General features: G+C 48.9%; 15 protein-coding genes. 5 read left to right on the top strand and 10 right to left on the bottom strand.

The annotated features are described in order from the left end of the window. Positions 1-185 precede the first annotated feature (185 nt). The 6 genes from KO512_RS12770 to KO512_RS12745 all read right to left on the bottom strand — a co-directional run bounded on the left by KO512_RS12770 (position 186) and on the right by KO512_RS12745 (position 6,002). Positions 186-989: an alpha/beta fold hydrolase gene (locus KO512_RS12770; protein WP_215952743.1), complete on the bottom strand. Its 804-nt coding sequence runs from the start codon at positions 987-989 to the stop codon at positions 186-188. Positions 990-992: 3 nt separating this feature from the next. Continuing rightward, on the bottom strand, positions 993-1,412 hold the full coding sequence (locus KO512_RS12765) for a PaaI family thioesterase (protein ID WP_215952742.1): 420 nt from the start codon (positions 1,410-1,412) through the stop codon (positions 993-995). A 36-nt stretch (positions 1,413-1,448) separates the two neighbouring features. Beyond that, on the bottom strand, positions 1,449-1,910 hold the full coding sequence (locus KO512_RS12760; RefSeq protein ID WP_215952741.1) for a PaaI family thioesterase: 462 nt from the start codon (positions 1,908-1,910) through the stop codon (positions 1,449-1,451). A 2-nt stretch (positions 1,911-1,912) separates the two neighbouring features. Continuing rightward, the gene (locus KO512_RS12755) at positions 1,913-3,571 is read right to left on the bottom strand and encodes an AMP-binding protein (RefSeq protein ID WP_215952740.1); all 1,659 of its coding nucleotides are present in this window, start codon (positions 3,569-3,571) and stop codon (positions 1,913-1,915) included. A 123-nt stretch (positions 3,572-3,694) separates the two neighbouring features. Next, positions 3,695-4,834, bottom strand: coding sequence for a CaiB/BaiF CoA transferase family protein (locus KO512_RS12750; protein ID WP_215952739.1), 1,140 nt, complete (start codon positions 4,832-4,834; stop codon positions 3,695-3,697). 10 nt (positions 4,835-4,844) lie between these two features. Beyond that, positions 4,845-6,002, bottom strand: a complete 1,158-nt coding sequence (locus KO512_RS12745) for an acyl-CoA dehydrogenase family protein (protein ID WP_215952738.1) — start codon at positions 6,000-6,002, stop codon at positions 4,845-4,847. 264 nt (positions 6,003-6,266) lie between these two features. On the opposite strand from KO512_RS12745, the gene KO512_RS12740 reads away from it, so the two are divergent. Both KO512_RS12740 and KO512_RS12735 read left to right on the top strand, forming a co-directional pair. Next, a complete protein-coding gene (locus tag KO512_RS12740) occupies positions 6,267-6,755 on the top strand; it encodes a DUF523 domain-containing protein (protein WP_252735007.1) in 489 nt (162 codons plus the stop codon). Positions 6,756-6,833: 78 nt separating this feature from the next. After that, positions 6,834-7,673, top strand: coding sequence for a mechanosensitive ion channel family protein (locus KO512_RS12735; RefSeq protein WP_215952737.1), 840 nt, complete (start codon positions 6,834-6,836; stop codon positions 7,671-7,673). A gap of 137 nt (positions 7,674-7,810) precedes the next feature. Here the strand turns inward: KO512_RS12735 and KO512_RS12730 are convergent, their stop codons facing one another. From KO512_RS12730 to KO512_RS12715, 4 genes are all read right to left on the bottom strand, one after another. Beyond that, positions 7,811-9,529: an FTR1 family iron permease gene (locus tag KO512_RS12730; protein ID WP_215952736.1), complete on the bottom strand. Its 1,719-nt coding sequence runs from the start codon at positions 9,527-9,529 to the stop codon at positions 7,811-7,813. Further along, positions 9,504-10,748 (bottom strand): iron uptake transporter deferrochelatase/peroxidase subunit, encoded by a 1,245-nt coding sequence (efeB, locus tag KO512_RS12725; protein WP_215952735.1) that lies wholly within the window; start codon positions 10,746-10,748, stop codon positions 9,504-9,506. Before efeB ends, KO512_RS12730 begins: the two co-directional genes overlap by 26 nt. Before the next feature lie 3 nt (positions 10,749-10,751). Then, a complete protein-coding gene (gene efeO, locus KO512_RS12720) occupies positions 10,752-11,552 on the bottom strand; it encodes an iron uptake system protein EfeO (protein ID WP_215952734.1) in 801 nt (266 codons plus the stop codon). A gap of 588 nt (positions 11,553-12,140) precedes the next feature. Beyond that, positions 12,141-12,647 carry a DUF3087 family protein gene (locus KO512_RS12715; RefSeq protein ID WP_215952733.1) on the bottom strand — a complete coding sequence of 169 codons (507 nt, stop codon included), beginning with the start codon at positions 12,645-12,647 and terminating at the stop codon, positions 12,141-12,143. Positions 12,648-12,824: 177 nt separating this feature from the next. Here KO512_RS12715 and KO512_RS12710 point away from each other — a divergent pair, with 177 nt between their 5' ends. From KO512_RS12710 to KO512_RS12700, 3 genes are all read left to right on the top strand, one after another. Beyond that, a complete protein-coding gene (locus tag KO512_RS12710; protein ID WP_215952732.1) occupies positions 12,825-14,546 on the top strand; it encodes a proline--tRNA ligase in 1,722 nt (573 codons plus the stop codon). Positions 14,547-14,873: 327 nt separating this feature from the next. Beyond that, positions 14,874-15,176 (top strand): antibiotic biosynthesis monooxygenase family protein, encoded by a 303-nt coding sequence (locus KO512_RS12705; RefSeq protein WP_215952731.1) that lies wholly within the window; start codon positions 14,874-14,876, stop codon positions 15,174-15,176. 42 nt (positions 15,177-15,218) lie between these two features. After that, complete coding sequence (locus KO512_RS12700; RefSeq protein WP_303493328.1) at positions 15,219-15,773, top strand: lytic transglycosylase domain-containing protein; 555 nt, start codon at positions 15,219-15,221, stop codon at positions 15,771-15,773. The last annotated feature ends 58 nt before the right edge of the window (positions 15,774-15,831 follow it).

Raw genomic sequence — 15,831 nt, 5'->3', positions numbered from 1 at the left:
CACAGCCTATAGAGCGCAGAAGTCGATATATAGGAAAAATAAGCAGGCATCATAGCATAAGAGATTGCGTTTTTATGTTGCCGCGATGGGCTTTCTCAGACCGGCGTAAACGATAACCAGATCCAGCGTATTGAAATCCAATACTCCTCGTTATCGCCATTATTGATAGCCCCTAAAAAATCAGGCTACAACGTCAAGGATTCAATAAATTGGGTCATGGCTTTCAGCGTCGCTTTTTTGGCTTGTAGATGGGGTACATGACCACACTGCGGAATAAACAAGCCCGTTGCGCTTTCGCCGATGCCATTGACAATATCATCCACCTGCGAGACTTCGCCATATTCATCCTCTGCCCCCTGAATAATCAGCGCTGGACAATGAATATTGTGCACCCAGTCCGTCAAGTCTAGCGGCTGGAAACGATCCCGCAGCCAGGTTTCATGCCAGGCGCGAAATAACAGCTCCGTGCGTTCACCATGGTAACGGGCCAGTTTTTCAGGAAAGTCAGTGGTGTTATACAGTTCTACGGCGGCAACAATACCCGCCGTAGTTAAAGAATCGATCCGAATATGCGCCGCCTCGGTAATCACCGCCACTACCCGATCAGGCAACGCCGCCGCGGCAATCAGTGCGATAGAACCACCATCACTGTGTCCGACTAGGATCACCTGCTCTAGTCCTGCCGCATCCAACACCGGCTTAACCCAATCCCGCCCCTCTTGATCAAGATAATCATCTGGGCGCGGTAAGGTAATCGGAGATGAACGCCCATAACCTCGGCGCTCATAAACCAACAAGTCCATACCGGTTGCATCGGCTAACAATTGTGGAAAATCCTTCCACATATCGATATGCCCCAATGCCTCATGCAACAACACAAGGGTGGGCCTATCCCAACCCTCGTTATGGGGATGACGACCGTGCAGCGCAAAAATCTCAGTACCATCGTCGAGAATAAGTCGCCGCTCCTGCCACTGAATCTCAGCCATTCTTTAACGCTCCACTGGTATTGAGTAGGTCAGCGTCGTATGCGCCACCACCTCATCACTGCCCTCTGAACGGATCCACACTTCGCCAACCGCTAATCGCTTGCCCACTTTCATCAAATTACAGCGGGCGATCAGATCGCAATCCGGTCGAGGTTTGCTCATAAAATTGATATTCAAGTTAGTCGTCACCGCCAACGCCACCGGACCAATCTGGCCTAGCAGTGCCGCATACATGCAAACATCCGCCAGCGCCATCATCGATGGCCCAGAAACCGTACCGCCCGGCCGCAGGTGTCCGGTATCAACCGGTAGCCTCATCTCGGCCCAACTATCCCCTAAGTCGGAGAGTACGCCAAACTTTTCACCCTGCGGAAAATGCTCCGCCAGAAAATCATTCATCTGTTCGATTGTCATAACAGGCATAGAAACGTCGCCCTATAGTTTTTATTCGTTTTATTATTAACGCTTATCGACCACCGCGAGCGTCACCATAGCTTTAGCCACTAACTCGGCACTAGAACCATTGAGGCAAAATACATCAGCCTCGGCAATGATCAAACGAGCACCGGGTTTTAGCACCCGCGCCTGACAGCAAAGCCGCTCACCTTTAGCCGCCCGCAACAGATTAATCTTAAACTCTGCGGTGAGAATAATCTGTCCTTCGGCCAACAGCGTGGCCGCGGCGGTTCCCGCACTATGATCAGCCAGAGTGGCTTGCACTCCGGCGTGAACATAACCGTCCTGTTGCAGGTGGTTCTCTTGCAATGTCAAAGCCGTGTTACAGCGCCCTGCTTCAAAACCCGTTAACTGAAACCCTAACGCTTGGACAAAGGGTGCCTGAGAAAATACCCGTTCAACTTCTGCCGCGAAGTTCGGGTTACGTACCCGGTACTCCGTCGGCAGTGCTAGTAGCTCAGTCATCGTTATGACATGCCATCCGCTTCATCCTTGGCGCGATTACGCAGAATAAAGCGCTGAATTTTACCGCTCGGTGTCTTCGGCAGTTCCACCATAAATTCGATCTCACGCGGGAAAGCATGGGTCGATAAACGGCTACGCACATGGGTTTTCAACTCGGCGATCAATTCCTCACTCGGATCGAACTGCTCGCGCAGTACCACATAGGCTTTAATAATCGCGCCACGCTCAAGATCCGGCTTACCGATCACGCCACTTTCCGCCACGGCTTCATGCTCTAGCAGCGTATTTTCAACATCCGATGGCCCAACACGGTAACCAGCGGTCGTGATAATATCGTCATCACGGCCGTTAAAGGAGTAGCTGCCGTCACCATGGCTAACCACCACATCACCGGTCAGATAGTATTTGCCGCGGAACGGGTTTTTCTCACCCCAGGTATAGCCAGGGAAGATAAACAGTGGGGATTTTTCCATATCCACGGCTAGCTCACCAATCTGCCCCTCTTGTAGCTCATTGAGATCATTATCCAATGCCACTACACGATGACCCGGCAGGGAGAATCCCATGGACCCAACGCGGACAATATCCTGTTTGAGGTTATGGTGATTACAGGCAGTCATACCGGTTTCTGTTTGACCATAATGATCCATTACAGGGCAGCCTAAACGACGCTCAACCCAGCCAATTACCTCAGGGTTTAGGGGTTCACCGGCACTACTGGCAAGCCGCAGTTCAAAACCGTTATGCTCGGCTAACAAGTTCTCATGGGCCATCAATAAACGATAGGCCGTCGGTGCTGCGGCAAGGTTGGTAATATTATACTTGCTCAGCATCTGATAGGTGGTTTCAGGGGTAAACGCATTCTCATTGAAATGCGTGGTGTTACCTAAGAGTAAGGGTCCAACAACCGCATAATACAAACCATAAGCCCAACCGGGATCGGCTACATTCCAATAACGGTCTTGTGGCTCTAAGCCAACGGCATAGCGCATATAAACATAGAATGACAACAGTGCACGCGTAGGCACTGCCACCCCTTTTGCCTTACCCACCGTACCGGAGGTAAACATCTGCAGGAAGGGATCATCCGCCTCGATTCTAACCGGTTCAAATGCACTGCTCTGAGCGGCCATCTCTGTTTCAAAATCAGGCAGCTCAGCATAGTTATCCGCCGCGTTATCACGATTAAATAACAGGACCGGAGGACAACCATTCACGGTGTCCAGTTTCTCAATATTATCGGGATCCGTGACAATCAGTTTCGTCTCAGCCTGCGTCACCCGATACTCAATCGCACCACTACCAAACGCGGTAAACAACGGCTGATACACCGCACCGGCCCGCAATGTGCCTAACACGACCACCAGCAGTTCTGGCGTCCGTGGCATTAAACACGCCACCCGATCGCCTTTACCGATACCCCGAGCTGTCAACAGATTGGCAAACTGTGCCGCACGCTGCTGCAACTCGGCAAAAGAATGACTCGATGCCGGACGGCTAGCGCCTTCGTAATTTAAGGCGATACGTTGATCATCCTCAGCCCAACGGTCACAGATCTCTTCACAGACATTAAAGCCCTGTTTCAGATCACCAATCAGCTTCTCTTCAATCATGGATGGAGTAAAGGAATCGTAAAATTCCTGATAGTTCTCAATAGTCATTATTTGCCTCGTTATTATGTTTATTAAGGCCCTGTTAGAAAACACGATGGTTCTCGTAACAGGTTCATCCTTTATCTGCTTATTTTTATCTATTCAAACCGCTATTGGTCGTAAGATGACAGGCTAATCAAACAACCCGGCATCCCTCAATTTATCAATTTCAGTCTGGCTATAGCCTAATCTTTCCATTACTTGTGCACCCTGCTCACCACACCGAGGCGCAGGCTGTATCGGTTGTTGCTCAAACCCCAGCGCCGAATCGACCTGCCGTTCACCACTCGGTTGTGTGACGATCATATTGCGGGCAATAAATTGGGGGTGTTCGGCAGCTTCAGACACCGTTAAGACCGGCTCGACACAGATATCTTGCTCGGCCAATTCCTCACACCAGGTTTCGAGATCCTGCTTGGCAAATTTTTGCTGTAATAAGGTTTTCAGCTGACGATCTTCTAAAGGCGGGTTGTCTTGAATATTCAACGCCCTTGCCAGCCGTTGACGAAACTGCGGCTCTAGGCTGCCCACCGACAGGTAACGATCATCGGCGGTACGATAATAATCATAGACGCCACCGCCATTGAGAAAGTTACTCTCGGGCTGCGGGTCCGGCGCACCGTTTAGCGCAGCGGGTATCATCAATGCCTGTAACGCTAGGGTGTTATCCGCCATCGAGATATCCAAATAACAGCCTTCACCACTACTTTGCCGACCAATCACCGCCGCCAATATGGAAATCACGGCGGGGTGAGAGCCGGCCGCCACATCGGCTACCTGCAAGCCCATCGGTGCAGGGCCGCTGGCCTTACGCCCCATATGACTGGCCGCCCCAGACAAAGCCAGATAGTTAAGATCGTGGCCCGCTTTATCACGGTAGGGGCCCGTTTGACCATAACCGGTGATAGAGCAGTAAATCAGCCGAGGGTTAACCTGTTTTAGGGTGTCGTAATCCAATCCCAAACGCGCCATCACCCCTGGGCGAAACTGTTCAATCAAAATATCGTATTCCGCCACCAGCTGACTGATTAGCCCAATCGCCTCGGGGTGTTTCAAATTCAGCGCAAGAGATTGTTTACCCCGGTTAAGGTAGCTAAAGGCAGCCGACTGACCATCGATCAACGGTTTCATATTGCGCACCAGATCATGTCGAGAAGCCGACTCAACCCGTAACACTTCTGCACCTAAATCTGCCAACATCATGGTTGCATAAGGGCCCGGCAACAGCGTGGACAAATCGAGAACTTTTAGACCTTTCAGGGGCTCTTTCAAAAGTAGATCCTCAGCTAACAGCGTTTAGAATTTCGCGTGCGATGATCAGCCTTTGAACTTCGCTGGTGCCCTCATAGATTGAGGTAATGCGCACATCCCGACTCATACGCTCCAACGGATATTCCTGCATATAACCGTAGCCTCCGAGCAACTGTAAGGCGGTGTAACAGGCCTGATTGGCTTTTTCACTGGCAAACAATTTGGCCATTGAGGCTTCTTTAGCGAAGCTCTGGCCCCGCTGTTTACGATCTGCGGCGCTCATCAACAAAAGACGTGCGGCTTCAAGTTCTGTCATCCGGTCGGCAATCATCCATTGCAACCCTTGAAAATCAGCAATCGGCTTACCAAACTGCTGACGCTCTTTGGTGTAGGCAATGGCGTAATCCATCGCCGCCAGCCCGATACCTAACGCCAGTGAGCCAACACCGATACGCCCACCAGCCAATTCACTGACGGCAATTCGAAAACCATCATTCAGCTTACCGAGAATGGCTGAGTCGGGTACTTCACACTGATCAAAATGGACTTCATTGGTGGCTGAGCCGTGCTGGCCCATCTTTTTCTCGGCAGCACCGACGGTGATACCGGCAGTATCGGCGGGCACCAGAAAGCAGGTAATCCCTTTGCCTTTTCTCGCCTCAGGATCGGTCACGGCCCAGACCACGAAAACACCGGCAAATTCGGCACTGGTGATCCATTGTTTAGTGCCGGAAATAGACCAGCCCGTATCGGTTTTAACGGCTTTAGTACGCATTGAGGCCGGATCAGAACCCGCCCCCGCTTCCGTTAAACAGAAGCTACCACTGAGGTATTCACCGCTACAAATCTTCGGCAAGTAATGCTGCTTCTGTTCTTCGTTGCCGACTACCTGAATAACCTCGGCCACCATATTGGTAACGGACATGGTAACGGCCGTTGATGCGCAGGCCCGTGCGATCTCGGTCACCGCTACACTAAAGGCAACCGCGCCCGCTTCTGTTCCGCCGTAATCGGCATCGATATTCAGGCCCATAAAGCCCAGCTCGGCAAGTTCACGACAATGGGCGGTAAGAATACTATGATCTTTAGTTTGGTCGAGCTGCTCTGCGGTCGGCGCCAATTCACTTTCCGCATAGCGGCGGGCGGCGTCCTGAATCATTTGTTGTTCTTCGGTAAGATTCAGATCCATCGGAAATTCCTAGTTTTTATTATCTAAGCTTGGCCAGCGCCAGAGCGTAATTAGGGTATACCCCTAAGTATATACCCTAAAAACAGTAAAGTCGTAAACAGTAAATTAATTTTTTTGCTATTTACTAAGAATGAATCCCGTCTGGAAACTGCGCTAGATCATAAAAATATCGCGATAACATCAGCTTTCTTCTGAGTTTAATTGCCCTGCCCGTTTTACCTGTTAGAATCCGCCCCGTCACAAAGCCACGCATCTGTACCTAGAATGATGAAAACCAAAAAAAACAATAAAATACTGATCAGTGCCTGCTTACTCGGCAGCAAAGTCCGTTACGACGGTAAAGATAATCTCATCGACAGCCCGCTTATCCAACGGCTGCGGGATGAGGGCCGCTTAGTGCCTGTCTGCCCTGAAATCGAAGGGGGTTTAAGCACGCCCCGAGCGCCAGCAGAAATTCAGGATAAATTTCCGCTACATATCACCAACATTGACGATGAGGATGTCACTCCGCAATTTTTAGCGGGGGCAGAAAAAACCCTCGAAATAGCTAAGCGTGAAGGCTGCTGTTGTGCCTTGATGAAGTCTCGCAGCCCCTCCTGTGGTAATCACGAAGTTTATGATGGCCAGTTCAACGGCACCATCAAGCCTGGTTCTGGTGCAACAGCGGATGAACTTATGCGCAGCGGCATTCCAGTATACAATGAACGGCAACTCGATCAGCTGACCGAATTTATGGCGCTGCAGGACCATTAAATCTGGTTTCGTGGCACGTTCAGCTGATTAGCCTTGCTAAGCAGGGCAATCAACCGTTCAGCTACAGGAGACCCGTCTATGATCACAGACGAGCTGGCAGATCTGTCAAAGTTTTACACCCTAATTATCGATTTCTTTGTGAACTACAGTTTTCAGGTGATCGGCGCCATCATCATCCTGATTATTGGCCTGATCGTCGCGCGCTGGGTCGGTAAATTAGTACTCAATATCTGCCTACGCAATAAGGTCGATGTCACCCTCAGTAACTTTATCAGCAGCACCATTAAGCTATTGCTGATCGCCATGGTGGCGATCATCTGCCTCGGCAAGTTTGGTATCAGTGTCGCGCCGTTTATTGCCGCGATTGGTGCTATCTCACTGAGTATCGGCTTAGCCTTACAGGGGGTTTTCTCAAACTACGGCGCGGGCTTTACCATTATTTTGACCCGCCCGTTTGTAGTGGGTAATACCCTGCGCTGTAACGATGTCTGTGGTGTCGTAGAAGAGATCCGTTTGGCCTATACGCAGCTGTCGACCGAAGATGGTGAAATCATTACCATTCCCAATAAACATATCGTTGGCGAGGTACTGATTAACTCATTTGAAAATACCATTGTTGAAGCCAGTATAGGCATCAGCTACTCGGCTAATTCAGACCAAGCTATCGCACTGATTCAAGCACAACTGCAAGCCAACCAGGAGATCGTTAAAGAGCCCGCCCCACAGGTGGGGATAGCCAACTTCGGCGACTCCGGCGTCGATATTGCTTACCGCTACTGGGTGCCGACTAAACAGTTATTTGAACTACAGTTTCAGATTAACGGTGCCATCTATAAAGCATTCAATGATGCCAACATTGAGATTCCATTCCCGCAGCGGGAAGTGACCCTCAAGCAAGCAGAACCCCTTCAATCCTAGAAGGTTGCAGCGAACTTACTACCGAACTTACTACCAAGTAGTCACTGTTTAACCTTGATCGTTGGTCAATAAAAAATGGGTATAAGCGATGGCTTATACCCATTTTCATAATGCCTAACTTAGCAATCAAAGCGCCATCAACACCTTTGTTTTCTTCGCTGCCAGCCAATCGATGCAATCACGATCAACACATAGATAGCGTGTCCGCTCAGCGTTTCAACGGTTGGATAGAAACCGATAACATTAATGGTCGGCAACCATTCCAGTACCTTGATATTGATATGACCCGTCAATTGCAATGCGTGGATACTCACCCCTAGCATTTTGAAACCTAAGAAATAGATTAACCACGTAAAGATCTTAAAGAGCACGGGAATCGGCAATTTAACCGAGGTTCTAAGAATAATGGCAGCAACAATGGCGAGAATCACCAACGCTATCACAATACCGAGGAAAAACTGACTCAGTGCTATCTTTGGTAAAATCCCAGCATAAAACAGAACGGTTTCCGCCCCTTCCCTAAAGACCGCTAGAAAACTCAGGGTTGCTAAAGAGAGAAAGCTGCCGGCGGTAACCGCTGCGGTGGAATGCTTATGCAAAAACGTCTTCCACGCCGCTGCCGAGGATTTACCATGCAACCAGATGCCAACGAACAACATCATCACCACCGCAAACAACCCGACAACACCTTCCAGTACCTCACGGGTGCTGCCAGCTAAATTAGACGGTAAGAAACGCACCAACGCCCACGCGAGCACTAAGCTGGCCGTTAGACCGATCACCGCACCACCGACAACCCAGCGTTGCCCCCGTTTTTGTTGTGCCGCCTGCATCGCAGAGAACAGCGCCATCACAATGAATAACGCCTCTAACCCTTCACGCAATAAGATAAGCGCCGCATCCATTGCGGTGTAATTAGCAGAAGGATTTAACGCCGACAGTTCAGTGATCAGCGTAGCTAACTTAGCCTGGCTCTTGTCGTCGCCATCAGCAGCAATAATCAGCGGTAGCTGGCTTTCAACCTGAGTATATAACCGCGGTGAACGGGTACTCACGTCACTTTCAAACACTGGCCAGTTTTGGATAAACGCCAACACCCGCTGATTACCGGCCTCACTGTCGTTTTGCTGATAATCACTGAGAGCGGTGTTTAATAACGAAATTCCCTCTCCTAAGCTCATATCGCTATCAGTGGTGGCTATCGTCTCGCCGTTATTAAAGCTTCTAAGGGTTTCGCCAAGGATATTCGTTTGCTGAGCAATCTCATCCCAAGATGGGTTTTCTCGCGCTTTAGCGACATTGAGCAGGGCCAGCGCGGTTTCTATTCTGCCGTAATGCCCCATACTGGTCTCATGAACCACCCGTTCTCTTTTCGCCCATGCTCGGTTAAAGGTATAAAATGTCGACTGCAATTCAGCCATATCCTTTTTCGCCACCGCGCTAGCCATCGCTTGGTAACTCGGCATGACCCGCTTGATAAACTGCTTACGCAGCGTGTCATAATCAACGGGATTGACATACTTCTCTAGCTGAATCAAAGACGCCGAGAGTGCGGTCAAATTATCAACGGATGGGCTGTTGCTCGCCGTCTCCAACGCTTGAACCACTAACTGTTTCTTTGCGGTGTCGGCGATACTTAAGCTATTTAAGTACTGTCTCATCTGCCCTAAATCGTTTTTTGCCGCCTTTTGCTGACCACTTTTAGTGGCACCTATCGCATCTGAGATAGCGATATACGCTGGCGCAAAGTTGATTTTTTCAGCCGCAAATGACGGCCAGCTAAAGGCAATCACACAACCGATAATCAAACGACTTAGAAAGCGATAGCGATTAACCTTCGAGTAGAGCTTGTCCAAGATAGTCCCCCTCTTTTACACCAGGGAAACAGGCAAACAAACCGCTTCCAACATGGGTAATGTACTCATTCATTTTATCGATTTTGCCAAAAGCATTTTGGATGGTAATAAATTGCTGTGGCGATTTTTGAAAAGAGATAAACAGTAACCCAGCATCATACTGACTCGTCAGCGTATTAATGCCGCCGGTATAGGAATAAGAACGACGCAGTAACTGCTGCCCTGTCCGATGAGCAAGGTGCACATGGGAGTCGACCGGCATCACAGGGTCGCCATTGCTCTCTTTTAGCCCCGTATCGATGGGCTCAAACTCGTGCTGCTGTCCCATCGGTGCACCGCTGAGCTTATCGCGCCCAAAGGTATTTTCTTGTTCACCATAACTGGTGCGATCCCAGGTTTCTAAATGCATTTGAATACGGCGGACAACCATATAACTGCCGCCCTGTAGCCAGTTTTTATCATCAACCCAAATATATTTTTCAGCATCTTTTAAGGTTAATGCGTTCGCCGTACCATCTTTAAATGCAAATAAGTTACGGGGCGTTTGGCTGACATCGTTGTAGGCGTTAAAACCATTTTGAGCCCACAACATCGAAACCATTGAGGTACGCGCATGACGAACTAACTGGCGTATCGCATGGAAAGCCACCTGAGGATCATCAGCACAGGATTGAATACAGATATCACCACCGGTGTACTGCGCTTGCAATTGATCACGGGGGAAATGAGGCAGTGGTTTAAACTCGGCTGGCGCTTTATCCTGCAAACCTAATTTCTCAAGAAAAGAGGGAGAAACACCGAAGGTTAGGCTCAAATTATAAGCATGCAGACTATCGGCCTCACCCGTATCAGCGGGGGGAATAAAATGGTTGTTGCTGTAAGGGCCAATATTTTTACCCTGTGTCAGTAGCGCCGCTTGTCGAGTCCACTCTTTGAACAGCTTGATCACGGCCTGCCGGTCCGTGTTATCTAGCTTAAGCACCATGAAGTAAACATGACGCTGGGCCGGTGTGGTAATGCCCGCCTGATGCTCGCCATAAAAGGGAATGCTTTGCGTAGTGTCAGTGCTGCGAGTCGGTTGAGGCTGATCAGATGTTTGAGCCGCTATGGCTTTACCAAACAAAAGGCCAGAGCCGCCAATGGCGGCTCCTTTTAGCAAGCGACGGCGAGATAAGCTAGAAGGCTCATCGACAGCATGGGTAAGTCGTTTACTGGTCATTGCTTATCCTAGAATGATGCCCATTTGAGCCAGAGGTTCGCCTAATTTATTAACCGCTTCGGCTAAGGCTGCAATCTCGTCTTGGTTCAATTCGGTATAAAATTTAAATTTATCATCGACTTTTTGTGCTGCTAATAACTGGTTCACTTCGGCAAAGCGCAATTCTAGCGTTTGAACTAAATCAGCATTAAGCTCGGTGAGTTTTGGCTTAAAAATAACAAAGATCTTTTCTGCACCATCGATATTGCCTTGGAAGTCGTACAGGTCAGTATGAGAGAAGATTTCCTCTTCACCTGAGACCTTACTGGTAGAGACTTCATTGAGTAGATCAACGGCACCTTGAACCATCAGTTCAGGCGTCACTTCAACGGTTGAGACTTTGGCACGTAGTTCTTTAACGTCAGACATTAACTGTCCTGAATACTTTTCTGTCCCTTGAGTGGTATTTTTCACCCACAGAATCTCTTCAATAGGATGAAAACCGGTCCACTGTTCACCCGGCTCAAGGTCTGCTTTACGTGCATCAATGCGTGGATCTAAGTCACCAAAACTTTCAGCAATCGGCTCTGCCGCTTCAAAGTTCATACGCACAAGTGGATAAAGGGCTTTTGCTTCATCGATTTTTCCAGCATTAAGATAATCGACAAACTGCTGAGTTTGGGTCACAAGCCCATCAATCTTATCAACGGCAAATGTTTTATACGTTTGTAGCTCTTGATCAAAATTTAGTGCTGCTTGTGAAACACTGGATACCGTTAAAGATGCGAATAAAGCCAATGCGATGGACGTTTTTTGTAAACTCATAAATACCTCGTAATTACGTGAAGCTAACTACACTGCGAATAAGAATGACTATCATTTGCGAAATGCTACTCTTTAAAACAGGTGTGTCAATTATTTTTACTTTCAATTAGAAAAAAACCATTTTTCTCAGGGGATTACCCTAATTAAATAGCTAAGCTTTGGTGAATAAACATGTGTATTTAGAAATACTCGGGGAAAAACAGAGATTGAAGCGACGAATACTGCAACAAAAAATCACCGAAAAAAACAGACATTATCGTTCTTAGGAGAAGACGGCTGCCTGAGTCTAATCTGATGAGACTGCCGCTTAAGCACACACAACGACGACACATCTGAGTTCATTAAAATATAAGCGCAGTCGTCTGACGGCTTAAGTGAGTCGCTAAAGCTCAGCGTTAGAGCCCTAGGAGTGATGATGTGAATAATAGAATCGGCCTTAACGCCGCCCTATTATGCGCGTTGCTCGCGAAAAGTTGGACGTCATAGCTGAACACTCGCAAGCACAGATACCTAAAGACCAAGGCGGCGCGTCTGATCGCAACGACGCCCTGACATGATTTAAATTATGTTGACGTTAAAAGCTTAAACTCAAAACTTATCCAACATCTCAGGGCGAAAATCGTCATTGCTAACGCTTACACCATATTTGTCCATAACCTGTTGCAGCTCTCGCATCGATTCGTGCAGGTCTTCCATGGTGATAGTGTTGTTATCTAAGTTATACAACTGCTCTGAACCGTTATAACTCCAGTTCATGATGATCATCGCGTCTCGATCGCCCTCTTCCATCGCTGCTTTGATCTTTTTCTGCTTACGATAGATCTTATTCAGCATCTGTTTCAGATCCCAAACATAGACCATCTCATGCATATACTCATGGTGACGGTAACGACGCAGCAGCATCAACACCACAACGCCGCCACAAACGACGCCAGCCACGTTAAACCAAAAATGACTGCCATCGCCATTACCCAATAACTGAATCAGTAGGGTAGAGACCGCTAATGCAATCACCGCCAGTACAATCACCACGCCAACCATCGTCTGCTTATAATGTTTACTGTAACGTTCTTTGTTGATCTCTTTAAGCTGCATCGTTTTTCCCCTGTAACATCAGCGGCCGATTATAGAGCCTCCTGAGGCCAAAGGAACCTGTGTGATATCAGTATTTAGGTTTTTATATTGAATAGTTCCGTTGCCCCCTTGTTCCAAACGCCTCCCCCCCCTAAAATGCTTGCTCTTTAAAGTTTCGGATATCAGGTATAAAAATCTATGCGCGCCAGTCAATTTCTGATTGCAACACTGAAAGAAACACCTTCTGATGCAGAAGTTATCAGCCACCAGCTGATGCTTCGCTCGGGCATGGTCCGTAAAGTCGCGGCGGGGCTGTACAACTGGCTGCCCACGGGTCTGCGTACCCTGCGCAAAGTTGAACGGATTGTTCGTGAAGAGATGGACAAATCCGGCGCTCAGGAAGTCCTGATGCCGTCTATTCAACCCGCTGAGCTATGGCAGGAATCCGGTCGCTGGGAAAAGTATGGCCCAGAACTGCTGCGTTTGCATGACCGCCATAACCGCGAATTCTGCGTAGGTCCAACCCACGAAGAAGTGATCACTGACCTGGTGCGCAACGAGATACATAGTTACAAGCAGTTGCCTGCTAACTTCTACCAGATTCAGACCAAGTTCCGTGATGAAGTCCGACCTCGCTTCGGCATCATGCGCTCACGCGAATTTATTATGAAAGACGCTTACTCTTTCCATTGTAATCTGGAGTCTCTGCAGCAGACTTACGATCTGATGCATCAAACTTATTGCAAAATATTTGACCGTATCGGACTGGACTACCGCCCTGTACTGGCCGATAACGGCTCAATTGGTGGTAATTCATCCCATGAATTCCATGTACTGGCCGATTCAGGTGAGGACGATATCGCCTTTTCCGATAGCAGTGATTTTGCCGCGAATATTGAAAAAGCCGAAGCCGTAGCCCCTGCAGGTGAACGCGCAGCGCCCACCGAAGAGATGAGATTGGTAGAAACACCCAACGCCAAAACCATCGCTCAGTTGGTTGAACTGCATAATTTACCGATTGAAAAAACCATCAAGACACTGTTTGTAAACGCGTCTGACGAGTGCGATGCCGACTTTGTTGCATTGCTGGTACGCGGCGATCACGACCTCAACGAGATCAAAGCAGAAAAACTACCGCAGGTTGCCGTACCATTAGAAATGGCCGATGAAGAAGCTATTAAAGCACTCATCGGTGCCGGCCCTGGCTCCCTCGGTCCAGTCAATCTGCCAATCCCTTGTATCGTTGACCGTACCGTTGCGATGATGTCTGACTTCGGTGCCGGTGCCAATATCGAAGGCAAGCACTACTTCGGTGTCAACTGGGAGCGTGATGTTGCCCTACCCGAAGTGGCCGATCTACGTAATGTCGTCGAAGGCGACCCTAGCCCTTGCGGTAAAGGTAACATCGTCATTAAACGCGGTATCGAAGTGGGCCATATTTTCCAACTTGGACAACAGTACGCCAAAGCACTGAATGCCAACGTTCTGGATGAAAATGGCAAAGCCGTCACCATGGATATGGGCTGTTACGGTATCGGGGTTTCCCGTGTGGTAGCTGCTGCCATTGAGCAAAACTATGACGACCGCGGCATTATCTGGCCAGAAGCGATTGCGCCATTCAGCATTGCACTGGTTGCGCTTAAGTATGAAAAATCGGAAGCGGTTCGCAGCCAAGCTGATGCCCTGTATGAAACACTGACAGCGGCAGGCTATGACGTGATTCTTGATGATCGCCCTAAGGTTAGCCCTGGTGCTAAGATGGCCGATATGGAACTGATGGGCATTCCTCATCGTATCGTGATCTCTGATCGCGGTCTTGAAGCGGGCACCGTAGAGTATAAATACCGCCGCGCAGCCGACAAGCAGGAGATTCAACTGGCCGAACTCGATGCGTTTATGCGCTCAACCTTCGCACAGTAAAATCTCTCAGGGCTTATCTCGGGGCTCAGTTAATTTAAGCCCTAGGGTTCATTTAAGTCCTCAGTAATCGAAGCAGGCCTCGCGCCTGCTTTTTTTTGCCTAAAATAACGGCCAATCGCCACTTCGGCACCCCATTACCGGTTATCACCTCAAAAGTGGGGGAACAACACGACGAAAACCGAGTCTACTCAAACAGTATTGCTGAATACCTTGCCCGAAGGCTGGAAATCCCCGCCAAAGCCAAGCATTATTAACACCATAAGGTTCAGCCCTTGCTTATCAACGACCCGCTGAACCGCCTTACACTCTGATAGGAACTCACTCGCTATGTTTATTGCCATGAACCGTTTCCGTATTAAACTGGGCCACGAACAAGACTTTATCGACATCTGGAAAAACCGCGATAGCCACCTCGAATCAGTGCCGGGCTTTATCTCCTTCAACCTGTTGCAGGGCGACACCACCGAAGAGTACACACTGATGTCATCCCATGCTGTCTGGCAGGACAAAGCGGCATTTGATGGCTGGCTAAAATCCGATGCCTTCAAAAAAGCCCATGCTAATGCCGGTGGCCGCAAAGATATCTATATGGGCCCACCACAATTTGAAGGTTTTGAAGCGGTCATTTAAAAACCGCTATAATCCATGTTTAAACCGCTTAGGAATCTCTTTGTGCGACTGATCACGACTCTGTTGTTACTGGTATGGAGCTTATCGCTATCGGCGGCGACGCAGGAAATCGACCCTGAATTACGGGAAGAGTTGAAACAGGCGTTTGCCGATAGCAGTAGTTTCGAAGATCGATTTGCCGCCGAGGTTTGGTTGATGGATATGTCCGGCCGAATCAAACGCTATGTGGACAGTGATCGAGAACGCATCGAGATTCTCAGAACCGTGCACGCCGAAGCAGACCGCGTACAACTACCACCCGCTCTGCTCCTCGGCGTCATCCACACAGAAAGCCGTTTCGACCGCTTTGCTGTATCGGTCGTTGGTGCACAGGGGCTGATGCAGATTATGCCTTTCTGGAAAAAAGAGATTGGCCGCAATGATGACAATCTTACCAATATCAAAACCAATCTCCGCTACGGCGCCACTATTTTGAAACACTACCTCAAGCGCTCCAAAGGCAACCTAACCGAAGCCTTAGCCCGCTATAACGGCAGCTATGGCAAAGTTTGGTATCCCGAAAAAGTGTACCGCAGCCAACGCCGCTATGAAGACTGAAGACTGAAGACTGAAGACTGAAGACTGAACATTGATCGTTCAAAGCTGAAAAGGATAA

Source organism: Amphritea atlantica (genome assembly GCF_018860855.1).
Lineage (GTDB): Bacteria > Pseudomonadota > Gammaproteobacteria > Pseudomonadales > Balneatricaceae > Amphritea > Amphritea atlantica_A.
This window is presented reverse-complemented; position numbering and strand designations above follow the sequence as displayed.

What these genes read in the sequence shown, in the direction of transcription:
- efeO (WP_215952734.1), bottom strand. Translation starts at nt 11,552, where the DNA reads ATGAGTTTACAAAAAACGTCCATCGCATTGGCTTTATTCGCATCTTTA.
- KO512_RS12710 (WP_215952732.1), top strand. Translation starts at nt 12,825, where the DNA reads ATGCGCGCCAGTCAATTTCTGATTGCAACACTGAAAGAAACACCTTCT.
- KO512_RS12745 (WP_215952738.1), bottom strand. Translation starts at nt 6,002, where the DNA reads ATGGATCTGAATCTTACCGAAGAACAACAAATGATTCAGGACGCCGCC.
- KO512_RS12705 (WP_215952731.1), top strand. Translation starts at nt 14,874, where the DNA reads ATGTTTATTGCCATGAACCGTTTCCGTATTAAACTGGGCCACGAACAA.
- KO512_RS12765 (WP_215952742.1), bottom strand. Translation starts at nt 1,412, where the DNA reads ATGCCTGTTATGACAATCGAACAGATGAATGATTTTCTGGCGGAGCAT.
- KO512_RS12760 (WP_215952741.1), bottom strand. Translation starts at nt 1,910, where the DNA reads ATGACTGAGCTACTAGCACTGCCGACGGAGTACCGGGTACGTAACCCG.
- KO512_RS12735 (WP_215952737.1), top strand. Translation starts at nt 6,834, where the DNA reads ATGATCACAGACGAGCTGGCAGATCTGTCAAAGTTTTACACCCTAATT.
- KO512_RS12715 (WP_215952733.1), bottom strand. Translation starts at nt 12,647, where the DNA reads ATGCAGCTTAAAGAGATCAACAAAGAACGTTACAGTAAACATTATAAG.
- KO512_RS12740 (WP_252735007.1), top strand. Translation starts at nt 6,267, where the DNA reads ATGATGAAAACCAAAAAAAACAATAAAATACTGATCAGTGCCTGCTTA.
- KO512_RS12770 (WP_215952743.1), bottom strand. Translation starts at nt 989, where the DNA reads ATGGCTGAGATTCAGTGGCAGGAGCGGCGACTTATTCTCGACGATGGT.
- KO512_RS12755 (WP_215952740.1), bottom strand. Translation starts at nt 3,571, where the DNA reads ATGACTATTGAGAACTATCAGGAATTTTACGATTCCTTTACTCCATCC.
- efeB (WP_215952735.1), bottom strand. Translation starts at nt 10,748, where the DNA reads ATGACCAGTAAACGACTTACCCATGCTGTCGATGAGCCTTCTAGCTTA.